At 37.6% G+C, this 25195-nt stretch carries 17 protein-coding genes; 7 read left to right on the forward strand and 10 right to left on the reverse strand.

Translation table 11 applies throughout. From position 1 onward, the window contains the following. Positions 1-8: 8 nt before the first annotated feature. Positions 9-3206 (reverse strand): SusC/RagA family TonB-linked outer membrane protein, encoded by a 3198-nt coding sequence (locus OQZ33_RS10045; RefSeq protein ID WP_265798908.1) that lies wholly within the window; start codon positions 3204-3206, stop codon positions 9-11. A gap of 233 nt (positions 3207-3439) precedes the next feature. Here OQZ33_RS10045 and OQZ33_RS10050 point away from each other — a divergent pair, with 233 nt between their 5' ends. Then, positions 3440-7474: a two-component regulator propeller domain-containing protein gene (locus OQZ33_RS10050; RefSeq protein WP_265798909.1), complete on the forward strand. Its 4035-nt coding sequence runs from the start codon at positions 3440-3442 to the stop codon at positions 7472-7474. 14 nt (positions 7475-7488) lie between these two features. On the opposite strand, the gene OQZ33_RS10055 is transcribed toward OQZ33_RS10050, so the two are convergent. Both OQZ33_RS10055 and OQZ33_RS10060 read right to left on the reverse strand, forming a co-directional pair. Then, entirely contained in the window at positions 7489-8235 is a 747-nt protein-coding gene (locus OQZ33_RS10055; protein ID WP_265798910.1) for a LytR/AlgR family response regulator transcription factor, read from the reverse strand. Between the two features lie 10 nt (positions 8236-8245). Beyond that, on the reverse strand, positions 8246-10267 hold the full coding sequence (locus OQZ33_RS10060) for a histidine kinase (RefSeq protein ID WP_265798911.1): 2022 nt from the start codon (positions 10265-10267) through the stop codon (positions 8246-8248). Positions 10268-10487: 220 nt separating this feature from the next. On the opposite strand from OQZ33_RS10060, the gene OQZ33_RS10065 reads away from it, so the two are divergent. The 5 genes from OQZ33_RS10065 to OQZ33_RS10085 all read left to right on the forward strand — a co-directional run bounded on the left by OQZ33_RS10065 (position 10488) and on the right by OQZ33_RS10085 (position 15435). Then, entirely contained in the window at positions 10488-10826 is a 339-nt protein-coding gene (locus OQZ33_RS10065) for a hypothetical protein (RefSeq protein ID WP_265798912.1), read from the forward strand. A 58-nt stretch (positions 10827-10884) separates the two neighbouring features. Next, positions 10885-11223 (forward strand): hypothetical protein, encoded by a 339-nt coding sequence (locus OQZ33_RS10070; RefSeq protein ID WP_265798913.1) that lies wholly within the window; start codon positions 10885-10887, stop codon positions 11221-11223. 52 nt (positions 11224-11275) lie between these two features. Further along, complete coding sequence (locus OQZ33_RS10075) at positions 11276-12115, forward strand: GLPGLI family protein (protein WP_265798914.1); 840 nt, start codon at positions 11276-11278, stop codon at positions 12113-12115. 10 nt (positions 12116-12125) lie between these two features. Then, positions 12126-14798 (forward strand): carboxypeptidase-like regulatory domain-containing protein, encoded by a 2673-nt coding sequence (locus tag OQZ33_RS10080; RefSeq protein WP_265798916.1) that lies wholly within the window; start codon positions 12126-12128, stop codon positions 14796-14798. 118 nt (positions 14799-14916) lie between these two features. Then, the gene (locus tag OQZ33_RS10085) at positions 14917-15435 is read left to right on the forward strand and encodes a hypothetical protein (protein WP_265798917.1); all 519 of its coding nucleotides are present in this window, start codon (positions 14917-14919) and stop codon (positions 15433-15435) included. A 15-nt stretch (positions 15436-15450) separates the two neighbouring features. Here the strand turns inward: OQZ33_RS10085 and OQZ33_RS10090 are convergent, their stop codons facing one another. The 5 genes from OQZ33_RS10090 to OQZ33_RS10110 are packed head-to-tail and all read right to left on the reverse strand — an operon-like array spanning position 15451 to position 21618. Next, complete coding sequence (locus tag OQZ33_RS10090) at positions 15451-16077, reverse strand: hypothetical protein (RefSeq protein WP_265798918.1); 627 nt, start codon at positions 16075-16077, stop codon at positions 15451-15453. Positions 16078-16087: 10 nt separating this feature from the next. After that, complete coding sequence (locus tag OQZ33_RS10095; RefSeq protein WP_265798919.1) at positions 16088-17146, reverse strand: hypothetical protein; 1059 nt, start codon at positions 17144-17146, stop codon at positions 16088-16090. A 38-nt stretch (positions 17147-17184) separates the two neighbouring features. Then, a complete protein-coding gene (locus OQZ33_RS10100; RefSeq protein WP_265798920.1) occupies positions 17185-18630 on the reverse strand; it encodes a hypothetical protein in 1446 nt (481 codons plus the stop codon). A gap of 17 nt (positions 18631-18647) precedes the next feature. Next, positions 18648-19493 carry an XAC2610-related protein gene (locus OQZ33_RS10105; RefSeq protein WP_265798921.1) on the reverse strand — a complete coding sequence of 282 codons (846 nt, stop codon included), beginning with the start codon at positions 19491-19493 and terminating at the stop codon, positions 18648-18650. Positions 19494-19515: 22 nt separating this feature from the next. Beyond that, on the reverse strand, positions 19516-21618 hold the full coding sequence (locus OQZ33_RS10110; RefSeq protein WP_265798922.1) for a WG repeat-containing protein: 2103 nt from the start codon (positions 21616-21618) through the stop codon (positions 19516-19518). Between the two features lie 336 nt (positions 21619-21954). Between OQZ33_RS10110 and OQZ33_RS10115 the strand changes: the two genes are divergently transcribed. Further along, a complete protein-coding gene (locus tag OQZ33_RS10115) occupies positions 21955-22395 on the forward strand; it encodes a hypothetical protein (protein ID WP_265798923.1) in 441 nt (146 codons plus the stop codon). A gap of 244 nt (positions 22396-22639) precedes the next feature. On the opposite strand, the gene OQZ33_RS10120 is transcribed toward OQZ33_RS10115, so the two are convergent. Continuing rightward, positions 22640-23545 (reverse strand): glycerophosphodiester phosphodiesterase family protein, encoded by a 906-nt coding sequence (locus OQZ33_RS10120; RefSeq protein WP_265798924.1) that lies wholly within the window; start codon positions 23543-23545, stop codon positions 22640-22642. Between the two features lie 106 nt (positions 23546-23651). Further along, positions 23652-25175 carry a RagB/SusD family nutrient uptake outer membrane protein gene (locus OQZ33_RS10125; protein WP_265798925.1) on the reverse strand — a complete coding sequence of 508 codons (1524 nt, stop codon included), beginning with the start codon at positions 25173-25175 and terminating at the stop codon, positions 23652-23654. Between the last annotated feature and the right edge of the window lie 20 nt (positions 25176-25195).

Here is a 25195-nt window from a genome sequence, read left to right on the forward strand (position 1 = left end):
AATGATGATTAAAATGATGCGTTTAAACCAAATGTTACGGTAAATGATTGCGGGTAAGTACCATAATCAAAACCTGGTGTTAAGTTACCCGGACGGGCAGAAGCTTCGGGATCGAGACCTGAATAATTGGTAAAAGTGAGTAGATTCTGCGCTGAAGCATTTAATCGTAATCTAGACATGCCAATGCTTTTTACCAGTTTATTGCTGAAGTTATACCCAAGCTGAACGGTTTTTAATCTCAAATACGAACCATCCTCCACAACTCTTGACGAATAGTTTGGGTTAACAAAGCGCCCTGCTTTATAAAGTTCGTTACTTGGGTTGGTGGGCGTCCAACGGTTCTCGTAAGTTGCGTATTGGTTAAGGGTGAAATTTCTTACAATTCCGCCTTCAAAAACATAACGGTTGGCGTTGATGATATTATTGCCATAACTCCACTGCAGGAAAACACCCAGATCCCAGTTTTTATAGCTGAAGTTATTGCTAAAACCACCTGTATGGATTGGTAATCCCCTACCGATGATGGTATAATCATTTGCGTTAATGGTTAAATCGCCATTTAAATCTTTGTACTTAATATCTCCAGGTTGAACTGCTGCACCATTATTCGGGATATTTGGTTTGAGTGAATAAGTGCCGTTTGGCATCCTATCAAAATCGCTGTACTGGTAAATGCCATCGAAAATTAAACCATACATCTCTCCTACCGAGCGACCTTTTACCGAAATGTATGGTGATAAACCTCTAAAACTGGTATCGAAGAAAGTTCCTGAACCAGAAAGCAATGAGTTCTGCCCTTCGGTTAATTCGAGGATTTTATTTTTGTTGAAACTGATGTTGAAACTGCTGCTCCAACGGAAGTCCTTGGTCACGATATTTGTACTGTTTAACGTAATTTCCAATCCCCTGTTCTCTAAACTTCCAATATTTTTGAAACCCGTTCCACTTTGCACGCCATTTGCGAAAGGCAGATTTGCATTTAACAATAAATCGTTGGTGGTGCGTTTGTAAACATCAAGCGTTAAACCCAAACGATTTTTAAGAAAGCTAAGGTCTAAACCGATATTCGTTTGCACATTGGTTTCCCATTTTAGATCATAGTTTCCGGCAGCGGTGATTACCGAACCTATGGCTACAGGCTTGCCGTTAAAAGAGTACCAATATTGGGTATTGGCTAAATTTAATTGAGGCAAATAGGCAAAGTCGCTTACTCTGTTATTTCCTGATTCGCCATAACCAATACGGAGCTTAGCATCCGACAGCCATTTCTGATCTTTTAAAAAGTTCTCCTGACTAAATCTCCAGCCTATACTTGCTGATGGAAAATAACCCCAACGGTTAGCTGGCGAAAATTTCGAAGATCCATCAGCCCTGAAACTTGCTGTAAACAGGTATTTACCTTTAAAATCATAATTTAACCGACCTAAAAAAGACATTAGTGTCCAACGAGAACTGTTTACAGAAATCACCGTATTTGCTGCCGGAACAAGATCAAGGGCATCGAGTCCTAAACTTTCGTTGGCTACCTGCGTAGCATAAATAGATCGAAATGAACTTTTATTTCTCTGTGCGGAATAACCCGCCAATACCGTTAAGTTATGATCTTTTTTGAAGGTATTTTTATAAGTTAAGGTATTATCACTTAACCAATTAAATACCGGACTACTGGCAATAGTACCATTTGGCCCAGATGAATTCCATTTACTGCCCGATTGCGTTTGGGAATTATTGAAAATATTGGTCTCATTCACGTTATTGTTTATCCCTCCGGCTACTCTTAATTTTAATTTTGGCGTAAAAGCATATTCTGCATAACCATTGGCTGCAAGGTTGGTTGTTTTGTATTTTGTTTGTTGGTTTGATAAACTGATCAATGGATTTACCCGGTAATCCTGCGCCGAATTACCTTCATTTGCCGGATCGTACAAACCGCCTAACAAATCAGAGTTGGCATCCTTTCCAGATAAAGCATTGGTTGGGCGATATCCCCAAACCGAATATAATAACACGGATGAAGCATAAAAATTGGTGGCAGAAATTGGCGTACCGAAGCTTTCGCTGTAAGCGTAATTGACATTGATACCTGCTTTAAGCTTGTCGTTTACCTGCTGATCCAATACAAATCTTCCCTGATAACGCTTGAATCCGCTATAGATAATAATTCCCTTCTGGTCGTTAAAATTCCCGGAAATAGAGTAAGTGGTTTTATCGTTTCCGCCACGTAAAGCAATATCGTGATTTTGGTTTTGCCCGGTTTGATAAATATAATCCTGCATATCCAAACCCTGCACATTTCTGTAATCGTTTAGTGTTGTTCCACCTTTAAGGTAAGTAGAATCTGCTACAGCCTGATCAAGATCGCGAAGGTATTTCACATATTCATAAGGCCCCATTACCGGGATTTTTTCTGGTGCCTTTTGCAAACCATAATAAGCATTATAGCTAAGTTGAGGTTTGCCAGCTTTTCCTTTTTTAGTAGTAATCAGTATCACACCATTCGATCCACGGGCACCATAAATAGCTGTTGCGGAAGCATCTTTCAAAACATCAATGCTTTCAATATCTGATGGATTGATGGAATTTGAGTTCGCGTTTTCAGATGGAAAACCATCGATTACATAGAGCGGAGAATTATCCTGAGAAATTGATCCCGCACCGCGAATCACAATATTTGCGGTAGCGCCAGGCTGACCATCACTGGTGGAAACCTGAACCCCAGCAACACGACCTGCTAACGCCTGATCGAATGATTTCACTGGCGCCTGTTCCAAATCCTTCATGTTTACCGAACCAATTGCCCCAGTTAAATCGGCACGTTTGGTAGTTCCATAACCTACTACCACCACATCGCTTAAACCCGTGACTGCTGATTTCAAGGAAACATTAAGGGTGGTTCTGTTGCCAACCGTGATGGTTTGCAAGGCATAACCCACATAGTTAAACACCAGCTGATCAGTACTTAAAACCTGAATTTTGAACCTTCCGTTTCCGTCAGTTTGCGTGCTGGTTTTAGTGCCCTTCACCGAAATGGAAACACCCGGAACAGTTTGATGGGTTTCATCTGTAACCACACCGACAATGCTTTTGCTTTGCGCAAAAACGGTTGAAGTGCCCGTTAAAAAAATCGCAATGACTAACAATAGTGTTGAATAATGAGGCAAACGCTTCCGCATGATCTCCTTACCCTGATTGTAGAGTTTATTCATAATTAATAGTTTATATTGGTTATTTCTTGCTTTCGCACAAGCCAGTTAAGATTGCGCTTCTTGCTTGAACAAACATAAGCGGAAAGCCATTTTGAGGAGGGATAAATTTCTAAATAAATAGGGTGAATTTTCTAAAAATTTGGCAGAAATGCTTTTAAACCATACTTTTAAGGGATCACAACCAAATTCACCAATTATTCCTTATGTTTTCGAATTCCTTTAAAAACTTGCTATTGGCAATCTTATTTTTTGGAATTACTTTTTCTGCAAAAACACAACAACCTATTTTATTTGATCATCTGGGAGTAGAGAAAGGATTATCGCAAACTTCAGTACTCTCTATTAGCCAGGATAAGAATGGCTTTATGTGGTTTGGTACACGTTACGGCCTAAACCGCTACGATGGTCATCATATTAAAATTTATCAATATGCTGAAAGCGATAGCAATTCGCTATCCAACAATTATGTAACCTCTATATTCTCCGATTCAAAAAAAAGCCTTTGGATTGGAACCAGCGTAGGCTTAAATCTTTACGATGAAAGAAATGATGCCTTTAAAAGAATTGCAAGCCAACCTAAAACCGCAAAAGGTTTAAGCAGTCATGTTATTAATTGCCTTACTGAAGATAGCAAAGGGAATATTTGGATCGGAACATTGAATGGGTTGAACCTGTTAAAAAACGGTAAATTATCTGTTATCACAAAGTTCTTCAACACTAATAATGGCGATGGTCTTTTCCATAATGTACGGTCAGTGAAGGAAGATCATCAAGGAAATATTTGGGTAGGCACTTCGAATGGTCTGCTTAAAATGGTGCTGATAAACGGCGAATATCAAACTACTGTTTTCAGAAACAATGGAAACCCCGGAGATATCAGTGCGAATTACATTTCAAACATCACCGAAGATAAAAACCATAGAATTTGGGTCAGCACACAAAGCAACGGACTAAATTTATTTGATCCTGTAAGCCAAAAATTTAAACGTTTCGAATTTTCAGCTACCAATAAAAATACAATCGTAAGCAATACCATTCGGAATATGGTAGTTGACGATGCAGGCAAGTTGTGGATTGGAACACTGAATGGGATTAGCATTATGGACACCCAAAACTTCAGCTTCCAAAATTTGCAATTCGATCCTGACAATAAAAAAAGTTTAAATCAGAACTCTGTCCACAAATTATATAAAGACAATAATGGATCGATCTGGGTGGGTACTTATTTTGGTGGAATCAACATTAATTATCCTTACAGCACAGCGTTTACCGTTCACGATAGAAGCCGAAGTAAATCAAGCATCAACAACAATGTAATTAGCGGGTTTGCGGAAGACCAAAACAAAAATTTATGGATTGGTACTGAGGGCGGTGGGATAAGTTTATATAACAAATCGACTCAAACATTTAAAGCCTATCAAAATACTGGCGGTTCAAATGCCCTAAAATCAAATTTGGTTAAAACAGTTTTGTTCGCCAGCGATGGAAAATTATGCGTTGGTACGCATTCTGGAGGCCTAAATGTTTACGACCCCAAAACTGACCGTTTTAAAAGCTTCAATTTCAGCAATCAAAATGAAGACGTACCCGATGAAATCAGTGCCATTGTTGAAACCAAGTCTCATCGTTTAATTGTGGCTACACAACGCAATGGCATCAAAATCTCCAATCCAGATAAAACCGAATTCAAGGACCTGAGGCTACCTGCTTCTGTTCCTTCCTCGGCGAAAGTAAAAGCTTTAATGGTTAACGATTCTAAAATCTATTTTGGTACAACAAATGGTTTTTTCATTTATGATGAAAATACGAACAGATTTTACACCGCTCTTGATCATCAGTTAAATAAACCGCTCAATTATTATGTAAACTGCATATCAAAAACCAAAGCGAATGAAATTTTTCTTGGCACTTACAACAGTGGATTATTGTTGTACGATCAGAACAAAAATTCTATCAAGGCTTATACCACCAGAAATGGTTTGCCTCACGATAACGTTTTGGGCATGATAGAGGATGACAAGGGAAAACTTTGGATTAGCACAGCCAATGGACTTTCCATGTTCGACCGCTTGAAAAAGACTTTTAAAAATTATACGGTGGCCGATGGTTTACCAGGCAATGAATTCAATGCAAATGCTTTTTTTAAAAGCAGCAGTGGCGAACTGTTTTTTGGAGGATACAACGGTTTTATCAGCTTCTTTCCTGATCATATTCAGAGCAATGATAAAGCATCCAAAGTGATTATCACCGAATTGAAACTTCAGAATAAAACGGTTAAAATTAATGGTAACGATGGCTTGCTTGATGAAAACATCAGTTTGAAAGATAAACTGATTTTTGAAAGTGATCAGAATACATTTAGCTTAAGCTTTGCGCTTTTGAATTTCATTAAACCAGAAAAAAACAGATATGCCTATAAGTTAGATGGCTTTGAAAAAAGCTGGAACGAGGTAAGTATGCCAACAGCAACCTACACCAATCTGCCTGCTGGAAGCTATACTTTTCTGGTTAAAGGCATTAATAACGATGGTGTTTTAAGCGCCAACACCGGAAAAATAAAAATCATCGTAAATCCTCCGTTTTACCGCACCTGGTGGGCATATTTATTTTATTTCTGCATAATTGCGGCCGTGCTGTTTGTGATTGCCCGTTATGTTTTGATCAGGGCACTGCTCAAAAAAGAGAAGGAAGTAAACGAACACAAGCTGGAATTTTTCACCAATATTTCACACGAAATCCGAACTCCATTAACGTTAATTGTTGGGCCATTGGAGCAATTGATTGAGAACGCAAAAGATAACCCCACATTGAACCGCGATTTACAACCGATTAAAAATAATGCCGATCGTTTGATGAATCTGGTAACCGAACTGCTCGATTTTAGAAAGGCCGAAAGTGGTAAAATGGCACTTCATGTGAGTCCCGGAGATTTCGTAAAGTTTTGTAAGGAGATTTTTATGGCCTTTCAAAACATGGCTTTATCAAAAGGAATCAACTACACTTTTCAATCGGCAAGCCCTCAGATAGAACTTTATTTTGATAAAGTACAACTGGAAAAGGTATTGTTCAACTTACTTTCAAATGCTTTTAAGTTTACGCCAGACGGTGGAAAGATCAGTTTGGAAATCTCTGAGGAAAATGAGCTGGTTACCCTTAAAATTTGTGATAATGGAAAGGGAATTCCTTTGGAAAGTCAAGCCAATTTATTCAACAATTTTTACCAGGCAAATGCCAATACCACCATTGGCACTGGTTTAGGTTTATCTTTTTCGAAAAGCATTGTAGAACTGCACCACGGTAAAATTTCATTTCAAAGTTTGCCGGCAAACGGTAGTCAAAACGGCCAAACCTGTTTTAGCGTAAAACTGAAAACGGGAAAAGCGCATTTTAATTCTTCGGATTTTATTACAGATTATGTGTATTACGATGACGCCATAAATTACAATTTACAAGAAAGGTTTGAACCTCAACCCGAAGAAACGACACCCGCCCTTCAGGATAAAAAAAGATATACTCTTTTGCTGGTGGAAGATAATGCAGAGGTACGGAGCTTTATTAAAAATGCTCTTTCTACTGAGTATAACATTAAGGAAAGTGATAATGGAATGGAAGGATTGGAAAGCGCTATTGACCTTATTCCCGACCTGATTATTAGTGACGTGATGATGCCCGTTATGGACGGGTTGGAGCTGTGTCGCAAAATCAAAACCGACGAGAGAACCAGCCATATCCCTGTTATTTTATTAACCGCCAGATCAGCTTATGTTCATCAAATTAATGGTTTTGAAAATGGTGCAGATGCCTATATCATGAAACCTTTTAATTTAAAAATGCTGGAACTGAATATCAAAAACACATTAATAGCAAGGGAAACCATCAAGCATAAGTTCGCACAGGTAATTACGCTTGAACCCAGTAATCTGGTCATCAATAAAACTGAAGAAGGTTTCTTAACGAAGATTATGCATATCATCGAAAATCATATCTCCGACCCCCAGTTTGATGTACCCACCTTATCCGCAGAGATTGGCATGAGCCAGCCCATATTGTACAAAAAAATCAGGGCACTTACCGACCTTTCGGTAAACGACTTCATTAAATCTTTAAGGATAAAAAGAGCCGCACAATTATTGAAACAAAACGCTGGTAATATCGCTGAGGTTGCTTACGCTGTAGGTTTTAATGATCGAAAATACTTTAGTTTGGAGTTTAAGAAACATTTTGGTAAAACGCCAAGCGAATTTATACAGGAAGAAAAAGCCATTTAAGTTGAAACCACCTGTTAAGCAATATTTTCTAGATACCTTAAAACCTCTTCTTTCTTCCTGCTTGAAACCAGGATATTTTCCTTGTTTTCCATTTGCAAATAACCTTCCCGATAGTATTTTTTAACGTATTTAAAATTAACCAGATACGATTGATGACATCTTAAGAAACCGAATGGCGTAAGTAAACCTTCATATTCTTTCAGGCCTTTTGATACTACAATTTCACGCCCGTCATTTAGAAAAAAACTGGTATAACCTTTATCGCTTTTGCAAAACATGATGTTTTCTATCGCTACCACTTCAATATATTCGACACTTTTTAAAGCAATACGCTTGCTTGCCCCTACACCTTGTGCCAAATAATGGTCTTTAGCAATGGCCAATTGTTGCTGACCGAAACTTTCATGCTCCCGGTGGTGATAACATTTGTTTAAAGTGGTGGTCAGTGATACCTCATCAATAGGCTTAAGCAAATAACCAAAAGCGCCCAAATTTAGGGCCTGAATAGCATATTGATCGTAAGCGGTGAGAAAAACTACCTGAAAATCGTTGATTCCAATGGTGTGAAAAAGGTTGAAACTGTCACCATCCTTTAAGCGGATATCAGCTAAAATAATATCTGGCTTTAATTCAGGGATTTCCTTTTCGGACACTGCTATTTCAGCAGCAAAGCCAACTACCTCTAAATAATCTATCTTTTTAACAATTTGCAAAATATGTTGCAAAATGCGGATTTCATCTTCCAAAATATAAAGTTTCATATCAATCTTTTTAATCGTTAATAACTGGTATTGTAATTTCGACGCTAACCCCCCTCCAACCATGTGCTTTTTTGTCTTTTACTTCAAATTCTGCATGCTGGTTATTTGATTTAAACAGTAATTCAAACCGTTCTTTTAATATAATTTGGGCCAAGGATTGTTTTTTCGGCGTATTTGCTGGCTTTTCTACCAATCCACTACCGTTATCATCCACCTCAATCAACAACAAATCACCCTTTAATTTAAAAGAAATCATGAGCAAACCTTTGTAGGCAATATTTCGGAAACCATGCTCAATTGCATTTTCTACGAAAGGTTGGATCAGCATGGGTGGAATGAGTGTTTCGTTTACATTGAGTTGCTGATCTACATCAATTTGATAATCGAACACGCCTGCATAGCGCATTTGCTGCAGCTGGATGTAATTGTTTAATGAAGTTACCTCCTCGGCTATTTCAATAAAATCTTTTCTGTTTTGTTCTAAAATGCCGCGGAGCAGGCCCGAGAATGATTTAAGATAGCGTACCGATTCATCAATATGTCCTGATGCTACAATACTTTGCAAATTGGCAATGGCATTGAAAATAAAGTGCGGATTTAACTGGGCTTGAAGCATTTTTTGCTCCATGTTAAGGCGTTGATTTTCTGATTTCAATAAATTATTTTTCGATTTCAAACGCTGCTGGCGATAGATGATAACGAAGAAAGAAATTACCCCGATAAAAATAAGTACGAGTAAAAACATCGATGAACGTTGTTGCTTAATAATCGTTTCATTCAGTTTATTTCGCCCTTTTAATTCTGCAATATTCCGATCTTTTTTTTCCGTTTCGTACTGCTCATGCATTTCTGCAACCTTAACCGATTCGATGGCTTCATTATTTTTAAGTTCAATTCTGTGCGATGCTTGCGCCGCTTCCAATGCTTTGGCATATTCCCCCTTTGATTTATACGCATCAATCAGCCCATTGTAATAAACGCTTTTTTGCTTTCCAGATAAATCATTTTTTTCGAATGCAATACCTTCTTTATAATACTTGATAGCAGAATCGGGTTGATTGTTCCTGGTAAAACTCGTGGCCAAATTGTTAAAAGCAATATCGTTGAGGTTATCGGTTCTCTTCAGATAGTTAAAATATCGTTTACTAGAAGCCACAGCTTTTGCCGAAAGGCCTTGCTGACTATAAATCTGCGCCTCGTTATCATAAGTGCGGGCCAAAGCTAAGCTATCGCCAATTTGCCTGGCCAATATTCGAGCCTGGTTGTTGTAAAACTCCATTTTTTTGAAGTTCGCCAACCGGGAAGCCAATAGAAAAGAGATATCAAAATAGCGCTGTTTAACTGCTGGATGAGATTTAAACGGATGATTATTAAAGTAAACAGCTGCATATTCCAACGATTTTTTTGCGTTCTGATTTTGGAAGTAAGCCTGTGCCAGCAAATCGTAAAAACGATAAGTTAGTCGGCTATTTGCACCTTCTGCTAATTTCATGGCAGCAAATATCTTGCTTGTCAACGCAGACTCAACCATGGAGCCATTACCCATGTTTTGTGCCAGAATTCCATAGGTTTTTAAAAGCGCTAATTCATCATTCGGTTTGTTAGATTTTATCTTTTGATATTCGTTTATCGCACTATCGCGTTTTTTTTCCATGCCATATTTTCTGGCTTTGAAATAGTGATAATATGGATTAGCCCCTTTATTTGCAGAATTACTTAATAGACTATCCTCTTTAAAAACTATTTTTTTAACCTTAAACGCCGGGAGTGTATCTAGAGCAATGATGAACGATAAATAATCTTTTTTACCAATTACAACCTGATTGGCCTTTTGCTTGCCGTTGCTTTTACCATCCCTATTTCTGCAAGAGGAAATAAAAAGGAAACTTAAGATAGCGCAAATGGCTAATGCAGTTCTTGCAGTGATATTCATTAATGCGGAGGTTGACTTCTTTAAAATTTGTAAATATTCTCTAAATATAGAAATAGAAATTTCCCTAAAAGAATCAGTTGAACATTCGTAGTTTTTCATTCCATATCCGTATTACTTCAATACTTATTTGATTTTTCAGGAACCTTATTCAACTCGAACAGCAGAAATTGAAAGAAACCAAACGAATATCAGTTGCGCACCAGCAGCTGTAGGTTAGTCTTTTTTTTGAAATACATTTCTCTACAACTTCAAATCGGAAACAAGAAACCATCCTCTGATTTCTCAAAACTATTAACCATTTACTTAAAACAAAAAAATCATGAAAAAATTATTCTTTGCATTGATTTGCACCGCAATTGGCTTTAGCGCTTCAGCCAGTAATTTAACTTCAAAAAGAGAGGCAACTACAGAAACTAAAATTGAAGTTGCACCTACATTTAAAATGAATAACAGCATTGAAACTGGAAAGCTAAGCGCAGAAAAACTGGGTTTCTTCCGCAGGCAAATGAATTTCACCTTTACTGATGCCTGTGGCAAGTCATACGTTGTATACGTTTCTGGTCCTAGTAGCGCATCTAACTACTCATTATGGGAAACCGCAAACATTCATTTTAGGGGAAATGTAATGGCTGACTACTGGGGTTGCTACAGAATGTAATCGTTTGTAAGGCACCTACCAACAATACATTATTCAATCAAAAATTAAATAAACAATCATGAAAAAACTATTAATCGCACTGGCCTTTGCCATGCTAGGAACTGCATCATTCGCCAGTGATTCTAAACCCGTGAAAACAACATCTATCATCAATAGTACCGTTGAAACAAGTTCATTATCTACAAAAATAGTGAAGGTAAATATTGGAAGTGAAACCAGCGCTCTATTGCGCAGAGAGAAAATTTTCCTATATACAGATCCTTGTGGTGTTAAATGGCAAATTCACGTATTTGCTCCCGATGGCACTGATAACCTGAGCATGTTCCTGGTTGGCAACAACTTTTTTTGGCAAGGCGTTAATTCAAGTTCTGACGGTTGCTACCATAACCAACCATAAATTTAAAAAAATAAAATAGAGTAAAAGGATGGTTTCTTTAATAAAAGTTAAGATGAAAAAATACTTCAAATTTATATTACCAGCATTACTATTAGGTGCTTTATATTCCTTTAAATATAAAAGCAGCGGGCAAGAAGATCAACCTACCGCAATGGCTTACTATCATTTTTACCACATTAAAGACAGTACCCAAACGGGTAGATTATATAGTGAAGATTTTATCCTCGCTTTTAATACCAAAAAAAGTTTCTACAGTAGTCAAACCCGAGTTAAGCAAGATTCTACCGTTCAGGCCATTTTAGCTGCAGCAGAAGCAAAAAACAGCGACGTAGTTGATATGGGCACCTATTTACCCGTTACCGAAGATGACATTTACATCAACAATGGTAAGATTTCAATTGTAAAAAATACTCCTCAACAACATTATTTAATTACTGAAATTCCCGATAAAATCAATTGGAAGATTGACAAGGAAACCAAAGATTTGCTGGGTTACACTTGCCAAAAGGCTACTGGCATTTGCAAAGGCAGAAAATATACAGCCTGGTTTACAACAGATATTCCGGCGAGCTTTGGCCCATGGAAACTACAGGGTTTACCCGGTTTAATTTTAGAGGCTTATGATGACCGTCATTTCATCAAATTTACCTGTACAAAATTGGTCACTCAAGAGAATCTACAAAACGTTAAACCAATCAATATTCCAGCAGATGCAATTTCAACAAACATGAAAGAGTATGAGCAAATGAAGAAAGCTCAGGCTGATGGTTTTAATATGTTCGGCAATGATAGCGGAATTACCGTTGATAAGATCACTTCAAGCGGAGGAAATAGTAACACTGCCCCAAGAAAAAAATTTGCCATTAATTATCCCTTGGAATTAACCGATTAAGCTCAAAGATTTGTTAAAGAAAGGCTTCCTTTTATGTTTACCACTATTATTTTGTGCGGCATTTTTATCCGCACAAAATACCGTATCTGTAAGTGGTTCGGTAAAAGATAGTATCGGCAATCCGGTTGCTTCGGCATCAATAGCTATCGTAAACCAAACTGGAGCAGGCATTATCTTTGGTACCACGAATGATAAAGGTATGTTTAAATGTGATTTCCAAAGCGGTAATGAAAGCTACGCTATAAAGGTAACCGCAATGGGTTTCCAGCAGTTTAACCAGGTCATTGAACAAAAAAACAACGAGCAGGTAAACGTGGTGCTTAAGCAAAAAAGTTATAAGCTTGCAGAGGTTACCATCAAATCAAACGCTAAAATCAGCCTATCGAGCGATACCTTGAAATACAACGTTAAAGGTTTTCAGGAGTCTAATGATCGGGTAATCGGCGATGTGATCAACCGCTTACCAGGAATTAAAATCGATGAAAATGGCGCTATAAGTTACAACGGTAAGCGCATTACCAATGTTTATATAGATGGTGATAATTTATTAGATGGCCGCTACAAAATGGCCACCAACAATGTTCCTGTTGGTGCTGTAGAGCAGGTGCAGGTGATAGAACGCGATCAACCCGTAAAGGCACTGAATGGGTTTATAAACAGCAATAATGTTTCGCTAAACATTAAACTTACCGATAGTGCCAAAACGATGATGGTGAATTCGGCTTATCTGGGTGCAGGCAATAAGGCTTACGTGGCCGAGCTAAATAACCTAATCTTCAATAAAAAAATTAAAGTCATTAATACCTTTAAAACCAACAACATCGGCGAAAACCTTGAAGCCGAACAAGCGGTGTTAGGGCAGTCTTTTAATAATGAAGTGGCATTAAAACTCCCCAAAACCTTCCTATCAATGGAAAGTGAAACCCTGCCAAACCTGAAAGAAAAGTATTATTTGTTAAATAATGACTACTCGGGCAGCATAAATGCTTTGATAAAAATGAAAGCAGACTGGGGCTTGCGCTTAAATTTATCTACACTCCAATTGAAACGAAAATTTCAGTACAATAACACCGTAAATTATTTTTTAGGCAATACCGATACCATCCGGTTTAATGAGTTTCAAGACAACGTTTACAAATTAAATCAATGGCACGCCGAAGCGCAACTTGAAAAAAACAGCAAATCCGTTTATTTCAAATCAATTACAAAATTTGAAATTCCAAAATGGAAAAGAAATGGCAATACCATACAAAATGAGCAAGATTTCGGGCAGAGCCAACCCACCAATCAGTTATCCATCAGTAATGAAACCAATTTGGTAAAGGCTTTAGGTGTGAATAACATTTTGCAATACAATGGTCTGGTACAATATTATAAAATAGATGAAAACCTGAAAATTGCGCCAGGCATTCAGCAAAATATTGTAAATGGTGGTGCTGACTACTTAGCGTTAAATCAGCAATCGAGCACTAAAAACATATTCATCAATCAATCTTCCACTTTTAAAACCAAGTTTAATCGCTTTGTTTTATCGGCTGCAGCTGGTGCTTCTTACGAACATAATCGATTAAACAGCCAACTCTACAAAACCGATAGCACCAATAATATCACATCGGTTGGGAACCAATTTAAAAACGATATCGGGTTTGATAATTTAGGCTTATATGGACGAATGTCGGTACTTTATCTCTTGAAAAAAGGATCGATCAATCTGGAGGCAAGTCCAACTCTTAACAACATCAATTATTCCGAGGCAGAGAAAAGCACTGCTAAAAAGAACACATACTTTGTGTTAAATCCGATTATAGAATTTAGAAAAACCCTGGGAAAGTACAGTGAGCTGAATGCAAGATTTGCCCAACAAACGCAATTTGGACAAGTTAACGACATTTACAGTGGCACCATCTTAGTTAACTACCGGCAATTTAATTTTAACGACACACCTTTACCGAAAACAGATCTGACTAACTTTAATTTGAGGTATTCTTACCGAAAGCCACTAAAAATGCTTTTTTACAACCTTATGTTCGGCTTCGACAGAACAAATCAAAACTTTATCAATTCTTATACTTTGGATAGCGGACTGACAAAATCGGTAGCCATCGATTTCAGGAACACTATCGAACAGTATTCCTTAAATGGCAACATTTCTAAATATATTTTTCCACTCGAAATAAATATTGCTGCAAACGGAAGCTTAAGCATGCAAAAAGGAAACAATTTTTATAACGGTGAGATTACGCCCTTTAAAAGCTATCAGCTTAACACGGGATTAAGCTTAAGAAAAAAGCTGTTTTCGAAAGTTACACTATCGGTGGCCGGAGACTTAAGCAGATCGTTAAACAAACAAGAAAGTCTGAGCGGACCGATTGAAAATGAATCGGCAAACGAAAAAATAAAGGGCGAATGGTTACACAATTTGAGTTCAGCGCTATCTTATGCCCTAACCTATAACTTCGTTTCTTACCGTCAGTTTTCGCAAGAACCCATCCGTAATCAGTTTTTAGATTTCAACTTAAAATATGCCCCCACTAACTGGAAAAGTTTCTTCGAATTTCAATGTGTCAATTTGATTAACCAGCGAGCCTACCAACAAATCACTTCTTCTGCAAACCAATTATCAACTTACCAAATGCCATTGCGACCAAGAACTTTTCTAATCAAGTATTCATTTACTTTTTAATTAAAAATTTGCAAATAATCGTACAGAACGATTAGATTATAATGTAGGAGGATCAAATACAAACCTTTGCCTTTCGTAGCGATGATCAGTACTCTATTTAATTTTAGATCAAAAAAATATGAAAACCTATAATTACCTGGAAGTAAATCAAGGCAAGGGAGTTGGCTTTGCACTGGCATACATTGCCCTAATAGTTGTAATCTTATCTGTTATTTTCGGAGGTTTTGGAGGTCTTGCAGATGCTGTAAATAATTTTGGCAGTGGTAAAGTCTTGGGGTTTTTGGCAGGTATAGTGCTCATTCTACCCATTTTCTTTCTGATCAGGTTGATTTATCCAAAAGTAAGCATTAACACCAATACGACTATGCTAACCATCGTAAAGAAAACCCAGCCAGATTTACTCATTCATTACAATGAAATTTATGCAGTTGCACTTAATGCACAACGTTTAAATACACTTACGCTTTATGGGAAATCGAACGAAGTGCTATTCCATATCCAGCCATTTAACAATCATCAATTGATGCCGGAATTGGTAAATGAGATTTTGAAAAGCAATACGTTCAGGAAATCAGTTACGCAAAAGAAATTGCTAAACACCACTTACGATATGATCGTTTATCAACGCAGTTATTGATTGTAAAGATGTTTGCTACACGCTAAAATCGACAAGTATACTCTGAAAATTTTGCCAGAAAGATGGGTTAACATCGAAACCAATAAACGACACACCAAAACCCATTAGAATAAGCCCAACGCTAGACAAATATTTAATTTTTTGACGAATGATTTGATAAATTTCCTTCTTTTGAGAATGGGTTAAAGCATCTAAAGTGACCAGTCGCTTTTTCTCCAGTTTAGTTTCAATTTCCAAATGAATACCAGTCCATTTGTTTTCTAACAAATAGATATTTAACAATTGGGAATAAGGCAAAAACGTTAATGGATTTAAATCAAAAGCTGTTTTTTCCATCTTACTTTTCCCTGTAATTTCTTTAAAGTAAAACCCTTTATTATCTATTTTGGCCCGAATAATTCCATTTCTACTTTTCAAAGTAAAATAACCGAAGATGATGAACATCAGCTTCAAAAAGAGCATTAACAAAGAAGCAAATAAGTTCGCCACACCTCTAAAATCGATCACCATACTTTGAAAATTTTGCCAGAAAGATTGGTTAACATCGAAACCAATAAACGACAGACCAAAACCCATTAGCATTAAAATAAGTCCAATTAAAGTAGCCCTAACACTAGATAGATAATAAATTTTTTCAGGCATATTTTTCATGCTATTGCCTTACTTTAATCAGATACAACAATTTGGCACTTGGCGAGTAAAAGGAAAACCCATTTGGGGAGTGGTAAAATGCCGGATTAAAAAGATCAGTGGCAGAACCAGCTTCCTCAACAGTAAACAAACTTGGTTTAAAGCCATTGTGCCGCTCTTTTTCTACAACCAGCTTTGGAACCATAAATTCAAACTTTTTCCCGGCAATCTCAGTTTCAAAAAAACCTTTCCCTCGCCAATTATACACGCTAAAACCGCCATCGCCACCACCAATAACATGATAATATTTCATCTTCTCCTCCTGATAAAAGTATAAAAGATTTACATCTTTAGGGATCTGGAAATCGACATCTCCACTCCTGAATACATCTTTTCGATACCTAAATGGGCTCTCTTCATCTGGCACATTAAAATATCCCGGAAGTTGTTGCCACAACAACTGCCACTTTTTATCCTCATAAAAATACGTCTGCAAATACCATACACTCTGATTTACCAGTGAACGCGAAAAATGATACTTTCCAGTTGCCTTGATTCCTTTGATTTTAGCTGTTACTCTTTCGTTCGTCCAGCTATTATCTCTATTCCATTCAATCACTTCATGTCTTGTGGTATCGCCATCTAATGGCCAGGAATTATAATAGCCACCTTTATCGCTGGTGTACACAATAAATTCCCCTATAAAGTTACCCCAATGGCTACTATAATCAACATAAATGGAATCCAGAACTTTGCCGGTCTTATCTATTTTATAATATCGGTTATCATGTTTGGTATCCTCATCAACCTTGGCGTCACAATCTATAATTAACTGATCATCTACCGATTCAAAAATCCGAATCGGATTGGGTGAAGCGGCACTCGATACCACTACCCGAGCCAAAAATTTTACATCAAAAACAGCAGAGTGATAATGTTCATTAATCTCTTGAAATGAAGTGTATCTCCCTTCCAGAGGAACATCGTTGCGGTCGATAATTAGCCTGTTGTTATAATAATATAGCGATACCGCCAAACCAATTACCAGTGTAATACCAATCCCCAGCCAAATCTTTTTCATTTCAAAACTGAAAATTATTTAAAAAACGTATAAAGAACCTAAATTTCATTTGGGGTGGAATAACTATCATCGCCTCGTTTTTGAACACTTTGAAAAGCTTTAATGATCTCGTTTTCGAGTTGATAAACCATTTTAGAAGATTTATATTTATTTATATTTTGAACCATTAATTCTCCTTCGTTGTTCATGGTAAAGGTCTTCGTTTGAGAATCTCCACCATAGCTTTCGGTCATGGTTAATGGTAAAGTCCATTGGTTGTTGCTGTAACAAACACTGGAATTTCGGTCTCCATCGCTATAATCTAAACAAGTCTGGCTATTTCTCGCTGCAATTTTATAGGTTTGACCACTATTAATTTTCATTTCTTCGTAATCTGCCTTTTCAATTGAGTACCTATCAGATTCAAGAAACAACCTGCCAACCATCTTGAAAGTCTCCAACCTGTAATCATCCTTCGTAATGATCACATCATCCTGATAAAATAAGCGGGTTTTAATCTTTCCATCTCGGGAAATAGTTTGAGGCAAATTACTACTGTATTTTATGATTAGATGCTCATCACCTTCATCAATATATTCTGTCAACTGTCCCATCTGGTTAAACTTAAAAGTAAGTTTTTCCTTTCCGTTAGGCAACAAGGAAATGCTGCTCACATTTTTTAGATTGATAAACTGAAAAGGTATAATGTACTCTCCTAATATTTCCTGTTGCAAAAAGGCATTGATATTGGGCTCAACATCTTTGGCCGCACGGGTAGTTTGCATCAGTTTTTCAACCGTTAAGCTGTCTTTTTTAAAGCTGGCATAATAAGATGATGTTTTATCTACGTTCGCAGCTTTCCCAATCTGCTCTGTTAACTTAACCATTTTGTTGCCCTGCAAAATTTCGGCTTCAGGCTTTCCGCTCCAATAAATAAAGCCTTCATGGCGCAACTGCCTGTCAAGGAGATTTAAATTTTGCTTATGATTGTTAGCTACTTTGATAAAAGTGTTTCGGTAGACATGGTGATAATTAACATCGCTTTCGGGAAAATTTTGATGCAATTCATCCCATTCCCTCTTCACCAAACCACGCATGCTGTAATAATCCGTACTTAAATCGGCGGCCTTTGGCTGACTGCGATAAGTTCTGCTTTCGCGATCTGCCATCCATTTCACATCATAAATAACAACCTGAGGTTTTCGTGCTTCCAACACCAAGGTATCACAGTCGGTACAAATCTTTTCTTTTTCAAATTTAGCTTCTTGCGGAGAAACCATAATCATTGGAGGTGCAGCATATCCTGGTTGTTTACTGTCAGAAAGTGAAGGCGGAGGTGGAGGTGCTTCAACAACGTCTTTAACAATGGGTGGCGGCGGTCCAAAATATTTCCTAACCGTTTTTACAGCTTTTTTCTTTACTGTTTTCTTTTGAGTAGCAGCTGTTCCTACTACTAATAAAGCAGTAATCATAAACGGCATTCTTCTTAAATATTTATTGAGCATAGCTTCTATCTTTAGGTTTATTTACTTAGATCTTTTGAGCGAACCCACACGAGCTTATTATTCGGTGCGAAACGATATACATCCTGCCACCACCTGGCTCCTCCGCGACAAGCCGTAAACAACAATTTCTTTTTTGGATCTAAAGTCACATCGCAAAGGCAATTGCATTTGGCATTGGAGTTGTCGGGTTCCAATAATTTTTCGAACCGCTTAGAATTTTGGTTGTATAGAAAAATGCTAAACTCCTGGTATACGCCCATTCCGGCATCAGGTATAGAGAAAGCGATATCATCATATCCATCAAAGTTATAATCGGCAATGTAGCTTCTACGGACTGGATTAGGTGAATCCAATGATGGAAGGAGTGTATTGAACAGCTTACCATCAGCATATTGGATACTTAATTTATGATGATCAAAATGATTGAAACTGATTAGCGCACCATGCAAAAGATATTGGTCGTTCCCTACTTCCACTTTGCTTTCTAACTGTAAGAGATTAAACTTCTTAACATCTTTTTTTCTCCAATACGAAGCCTTTTCTACAGCATTTATATTGTGCATCAGCGTGTAAGTTCCATTCACTTTACCATCAATCATTTCCTCCCAGATAAAGGTTTCATCATCTGGCTGCCCATCACTCCTGCCGCTGGTGTCTCTTTTATAGCTTTTGATTCGCAGGGCGATATTTCCTGTTTGTCCCACATATCTAACAAAAGCTCCTTTACCTTGATCGCCGAAGTATAGATTTAATTGAAATGGCTTTGCTAAACCCACAGATTGCAGGATGTAAGGCTGAGCATTGCTTTTACAAAAAGCAAAAATGACTAAACAGATTAATATTGTAGAACATTTGTTGATCATGAATTCGGATTTTTAAACGCTTTTAAAAGGAAGTATATTCTACCTGTTCACCATACTCATTGTAGCTGGTTCTATCTTTAAATTTGATTCGCGTTTTTCTGTCAGCGCTTTCCCTGTCTAAATCGTATAATTCGCTATCAAAGCGTTTTACTACACTACCCTTTTTATTTATAAGCGCATATGAATTATCTTTCATTTGTACCAGCGCAAGTTTTGAAGTGGTGAAGAAGCTTTGTGCATATTGAAATTTAAAAGGAATAGCCAGCTGCCCGGCCGGGTTGATATATCCTTTTTCATTATTGCTATTTTCAACCAAAGCAAGGCTTTCGCTAAAGGGTTTTGCATCATCCCATCCCTTTGCCTCTAAATTAATACGGATATTGTTCTGTTTATCTACAAAATAATATTTACTATTGGTATTGCCGTTTGGTTCTTTTGTGGCTTTTCGCACAAGTAGTAAACCGCTGTTATAACCACCGTAAATATCGTCGTACTTGTTCTGCGTTAAATTCGTTCCGTTTAGATCAAAAACATTGATTTTGTTATTGCTCTTGGCCAGGAAAGAAGTTCCATCTATCTCAACATCGTCATACCTAAAAGGCAGTACTACTTTGAAATTCCTGTCCAACACACCCTCCTTTCCATCCTCTGTCTTTCCCCACCAAAATTTCGAGCTTGTAAATTTTAAATTATCATACTCCATCGGAAGAACAATTTTGCCGGTATTAATGTCAGCTACTCCGTTTAGCCCATTTGTTCTGGGTTCTATCTTCACATACCTACCATCAAAAATCTCCGTATCATCTATTTTATAAGCGACCTTTTCAACCGTTTGTGTTTTATAATTTATCCAGTAAGTGTTGTCAACATCCCCATATTGATCCCAGTAATAATAGCGGTTTAACTTACGGAAATGCTCGTTAAACTGTGGCTGAATTACCCACTTGCCTTCTTTATTTAAAAAACCAGCTTTTTGTTTAGCAAAATCCATTGCGAGAAAATATTCCCCTGGCGCTTCATCATATTTAAAGGTATAGTCAACATCGAAATTTTTCATTTGAGGCACACTATCGCTCACGGAGAAGCCAACGCTACTTACCGGACCTGCAAAGGTGTAGATTGCCGTTTTTCTACTTTCTTTTTCAGCATCTGATAAAGCTGCCGGTGCGTGTGCTTTGAGCCATTTATCGAGATCCTTTTCAGTTTTAATCTCATCGGCTTTAACCCCATCTTTTGCTTTCTCTAGTATCTTAATATAATTTTCGTAAAGCTTTCTTTTTGCCGGCGTAATTTCGGTATTGCTGCTGCTTCCTTTTTCCGCTAAAACCCTTCCATCTTTATAATAGGCTTGTATTTTGATATCCCGATCGTTCTCGACATCAGGTAAACTACAATGTGCCTGATTACCAACAATGGTATCTAACCGGATGATTCCATAAGGCGTTTTCACTTCAGGACTGTTCAGTGAAACTTTGTAGAGTGTTTTGCTGGCCACTGGAAGGCTTATTTTGTATTGAATACTGCGGATTGGCTTTGATGACATCAACGCGATATTTTCGTTGAAGCTACTGGCCTTATAAATGTATTTCTCCAGGGCATTCATTCCTTCTTCATCAATAAACTCATATTCTTCGCCCTTATCTTTCTCTATTTTAGTATGTTTTTTACCGATACTGTCGAGCGTCAAATAACCCTTATTGGTTTCAGTTCCATCCATAAAAACAAACTTTTGAGGGGTAAAAACGGGTTCCATATCTGCATTGTGTAGAAAATAGCTACTCTCCTCACCCATTAAAGTCAGCAAATCATATTCATCTTTATCTAATGAAATCATATTGTAGGGATACTGCAAGCTAGTGCTCACTTCCAAATTTTTAAAAAAACGATAGAGTGCGCTGTCGCTAACGGCTTCTGTCCGTGTTGACTGGAAATTACTGGCTTTCTCTACTGAGAATTTCTCAGTAGTACCAGCGGTAATCATAATCCTGGTATCGCTCAGCTTGATAATGCCTTTCAAATTATTAATATCATCATCTATTTTAGCCAGCAAATCTTTTTTCGATTGCGCCATACAAGAACTAAAGAATACAACACTTAAAACGAGCAGGTATTTGTTGATTTTCATGATACAGGATTAAATATGACGATGCAAGATAGATTTTGGAGCATGCATCTCTACGAATTTATCAATCTTTAGGAAGTGAAAAAAAAGCGATTAGAATTCGTAGGGGTTGGGGTGATATCTGGTGGGTTTTGACTATTATTTGTCTATTGACTAGTAGGTGAACGACATAAATTTACCCGTATATCAGTCTATCAATCCTTTCAAAACAATTCTGCCGATTCTCTGCTTTTATAAATATGAAACATTATGATTTTTCGCTCCACATAGCGGGATAAATAAATCTGATACCGGCTTGTAATAGCAGCGTTTCATTACTCATTAGAAAATTATATAAAGATGAAGATTTTAAAAGCAATTTTGGCTGGTTTCGCTGGCGCAGCCGCCTTAAATATATTACATGAAACGGCTCGCAGGCTTGATGCCGATGCACCAAGAGTAGATTTGGTTGGAGAAGAAGCTTTAACCCGCTCCATGAACAGCCTCAACCTCGAAGCGCCAACAGGCAAAGAACTGTATGCCGCTACTTTAGCCGGCGACATTGTTAGCAATACCATCTATTACAGTGCAATTGGCATGGCTGGAAGTAAAAATGTTTATCTGAAAGGAGCCCTTGCTGGTTTAACTGCTGGCCTAGGTGCCATTAAACTCCCGAAAGAAATGGGTTTAGATGATGAACCTGTAACCAAAACCGATAAAACCAAGTTGCTCACTGTAGCATGGTATTTAATCGGTGGCTTGGTAACCGCAGCGGTATTTGATCAGTTTAAAAAGAAATAACTGAAGAACGGCTACCCTTTGTTCGAGACAACATTACACGTTGTTAACCCTTTGCTAACCCTTTCTATACCTATCGTTAACCCCTTTTTAACCCTTTGCTTACCCAAATAGTTAACTTTGACGCTAGAAATGGTAAACTTTAGGTTTTTATGTGTTAACCTAATCAGCCTCCATCGCTTGCCCATTGCATGCCTATCCCAGTCCTAGGGCATGATGATTGCATTTTTAAGGCATCTATAAATTCCTATTGATGCAGTTTTCGTTCCTTTAGATATTTGATTAAATCTGCAGGGCGATCGCTTTGAATAAACACAGGGTTAAACTCTAGTAACCAACCCCAGCTTTCGGGTTTTTGATTTTGCTCCACTGCCAGATCATCATCATGACCGCCATTGAGTGATGGCCACAAGCTGTTAAGCCAAACGATTTGATTTTTAGCAATCTGCGGAAGTTGTTTGAGATTAGATAAGGTATCTGTATTAAAAATCGGTTGGATAACACTTTTCTTTGAATTTCCATAACCTTCTATAATTTTTAAAGCGTCAGGATTGGTCATATTAACCACCACCATAATGTAAGCTTCAGCAGGGATTTTCTCTGTTGAAATCAATTTTTCATAAGGAATATTGTCGCCAACATTTACAACTGCTTGCTGTAGGGTTCCGGTTTCCTGCAAAACTTTAAATACCTCTGGCAAGTGATCGTTGCCCTTATCCACATTAATCAGAATTTTATCTTTCGCTACCATCATCAACTCTTTAAAGGTAGGAATCGGGTTTGCGGTTACTCTGCCTAATCCATTTCTCAGCTTAAATTTTCTAATTTCTTCTAATGTAAAATCACTCACTTTACCTTTTCCATTGGTGGTACGATCGATTGTATTATCATGCATTACCACCATCTGGCTATCTTTGGTCATTTTTACATCAAGCTCCATCATATCGAAACCTTTATCAATGCTATTTAACAAAGCATGCAACGAGTTTTCAGGCGCATTTCTCCAGTCGCCACGATGTGCTACCACTAGAATTTCTTTATGGGTACGATTAAAAACCTGCTCGAGTTTTTGGGCAGGATTTTGCGCAAGAGCAGAAGTTAGGTTTATCGCACCCGCGAAAAACACAAGAAAATAAAATCTGATTTTCATCATTTAATTTTGATAAAAAGTGCCTGTATCACCATTTTAATCCTTCGAAAAGCTCAGAATGAAAATCTTAAATAATGATACAGGCGCTAATGTTTGCTAATAAAAATAATTAATATCCTGAGTTTTGGTACATTTTTGCAGGATCTAACTTGAACTCATCAAAAGGAATAGGGAAATATCTATCTTTTGTGGTGAAATTACTCAACTTTGCATTGCCAAAGTTAGCTTGAGATTTTGCTCTGAAATAAGTAACCAGTTCAGCAGTGGTAAAGTTACGCAGCAAATCAAACCACCTGTGGTTTTCAAAAGCCAACTCTACCCTACGCTCATGTAAAATTGCCAGTTTTAGTGTTGGATATTTGGAGCTATAAGCCGCGTTGTTACGGGCCACAGCGTATAAAGGCACACCAGCTCTTGCCCTAACCATATCCAAATATTGTATCGCAACCGCGTCATTGCCTTGCAACATATTCACTTCTGCCAACATTAAAATAATATCTGCAAAACGCATTAAAGGGAAATTATTTCCGCCGTAGCCGTTAACCGTTGCCGCTTCACTAGCATCTCGGTATTTTGTAATAAACCAATCCAGCACTCTGGTATCAGCAGCATATTTAATGGAGAAATCTTTACGTGGATCGCCGGTTTCATAATCTAAAACTAAATCTGGCGTTACGTTGCCTCCAACTCCAGTTGGTGCTCTTCTCGAATTAATGGTTTCGCCGAAAGCCTGGTTATTTGCGGCGATGCTCGAAGCGTAAGTGATGTTTCCCTGAAGGTTTACTATTTCGAATATCACCTCTGGATTGTTTGCTTTATTCGTTACATCAAACACATCTGCATAAGGAATAGCTGCAAGTGTGTTGAAAGTCTTCAGGTTGTACGCTGCTAATAAGTATGTATTTGCATTGGTTAAATTCTCTGCTTTGCCATTTTCTAACGTAGTGGCCATCGTTAAATAAACCTGACCTAGCAAACCATTTATAGCAGCTTTAGAAGCTCTGCCTGCCATAGCACCCGTAGCCAAGTTTGGAAGATTACTATTTAATGCATCTTTCAAATCAGTTACAATTTGTGCATAAACCGTTGCTTGTGGTTGCCTGAAAGTATTTTCAACCACTTCATTATTACTCGTTAGTTGTTTGGTTACCAATGGCACATCGCCCCATTTTCTTACCAAATGAAAGTAGATTAATGCCCTAACAAATTTTGTTTCCGCCAGGTATTGGGCTTTCAAATTGGCATCAGTAAATGGCACTTTATCAATATTCGAAGTAATTACGTTACATCTGGTAATGGTGGAATAAAGACTTACCCAATGGTTTTTTAAATAAGTGTTACTGGGTAGAATACTAAAATCTCCAAACTGGAAAGGCTCTCCTGCATTCGATTGATTATCGTTTATACCGGTATTATCTGAACGTTGCTCGGTATACAAGTTGCTGCTTTCTCCAATGTTGTTGCTGCTTCTTAGTGATTGATAAACGCCATTTACGGCAAGCAAAACATCATTTGGCGAAGTGAAGAACTGTTCTACCGTTACCGCATTGGGGTCGGTTTGTTCAAGGAAATCTTTTTTACAGGCTGATAAAGAAATCAAGCCTACAAAAATTAAGAATATACTTTTTTTCATTTTGATCTGTTTTAATGATT

The sequence above is a fragment of the Pedobacter sp. MC2016-05 genome (genome assembly GCF_026239735.1).
In the GTDB taxonomy this organism is placed as follows: domain Bacteria; phylum Bacteroidota; class Bacteroidia; order Sphingobacteriales; family Sphingobacteriaceae; genus Pedobacter.

What these genes read in the sequence shown, in the direction of transcription:
- OQZ33_RS10060 (WP_265798911.1), bottom strand. Translation starts at nt 10,267, where the DNA reads ATGAAAAACTACGAATGTTCAACTGATTCTTTTAGGGAAATTTCTATT.
- OQZ33_RS10070 (WP_265798913.1), top strand. Translation starts at nt 10,885, where the DNA reads ATGAAAAAACTATTAATCGCACTGGCCTTTGCCATGCTAGGAACTGCA.
- OQZ33_RS10125 (WP_265798925.1), bottom strand. Translation starts at nt 25,175, where the DNA reads ATGAAAAAAAGTATATTCTTAATTTTTGTAGGCTTGATTTCTTTATCA.
- OQZ33_RS10115 (WP_265798923.1), top strand. Translation starts at nt 21,955, where the DNA reads ATGAAGATTTTAAAAGCAATTTTGGCTGGTTTCGCTGGCGCAGCCGCC.
- OQZ33_RS10095 (WP_265798919.1), bottom strand. Translation starts at nt 17,146, where the DNA reads ATGAAAAAGATTTGGCTGGGGATTGGTATTACACTGGTAATTGGTTTG.
- OQZ33_RS10065 (WP_265798912.1), top strand. Translation starts at nt 10,488, where the DNA reads ATGAAAAAATTATTCTTTGCATTGATTTGCACCGCAATTGGCTTTAGC.
- OQZ33_RS10100 (WP_265798920.1), bottom strand. Translation starts at nt 18,630, where the DNA reads ATGCTCAATAAATATTTAAGAAGAATGCCGTTTATGATTACTGCTTTA.
- OQZ33_RS10075 (WP_265798914.1), top strand. Translation starts at nt 11,276, where the DNA reads ATGAAAAAATACTTCAAATTTATATTACCAGCATTACTATTAGGTGCT.
- OQZ33_RS10090 (WP_265798918.1), bottom strand. Translation starts at nt 16,077, where the DNA reads ATGCCTGAAAAAATTTATTATCTATCTAGTGTTAGGGCTACTTTAATT.
- OQZ33_RS10085 (WP_265798917.1), top strand. Translation starts at nt 14,917, where the DNA reads ATGAAAACCTATAATTACCTGGAAGTAAATCAAGGCAAGGGAGTTGGC.
- OQZ33_RS10105 (WP_265798921.1), bottom strand. Translation starts at nt 19,493, where the DNA reads ATGATCAACAAATGTTCTACAATATTAATCTGTTTAGTCATTTTTGCT.
- OQZ33_RS10110 (WP_265798922.1), bottom strand. Translation starts at nt 21,618, where the DNA reads ATGAAAATCAACAAATACCTGCTCGTTTTAAGTGTTGTATTCTTTAGT.
- OQZ33_RS10045 (WP_265798908.1), bottom strand. Translation starts at nt 3,206, where the DNA reads ATGAATAAACTCTACAATCAGGGTAAGGAGATCATGCGGAAGCGTTTG.
- OQZ33_RS10120 (WP_265798924.1), bottom strand. Translation starts at nt 23,545, where the DNA reads ATGATGAAAATCAGATTTTATTTTCTTGTGTTTTTCGCGGGTGCGATA.
- OQZ33_RS10055 (WP_265798910.1), bottom strand. Translation starts at nt 8,235, where the DNA reads ATGAAACTTTATATTTTGGAAGATGAAATCCGCATTTTGCAACATATT.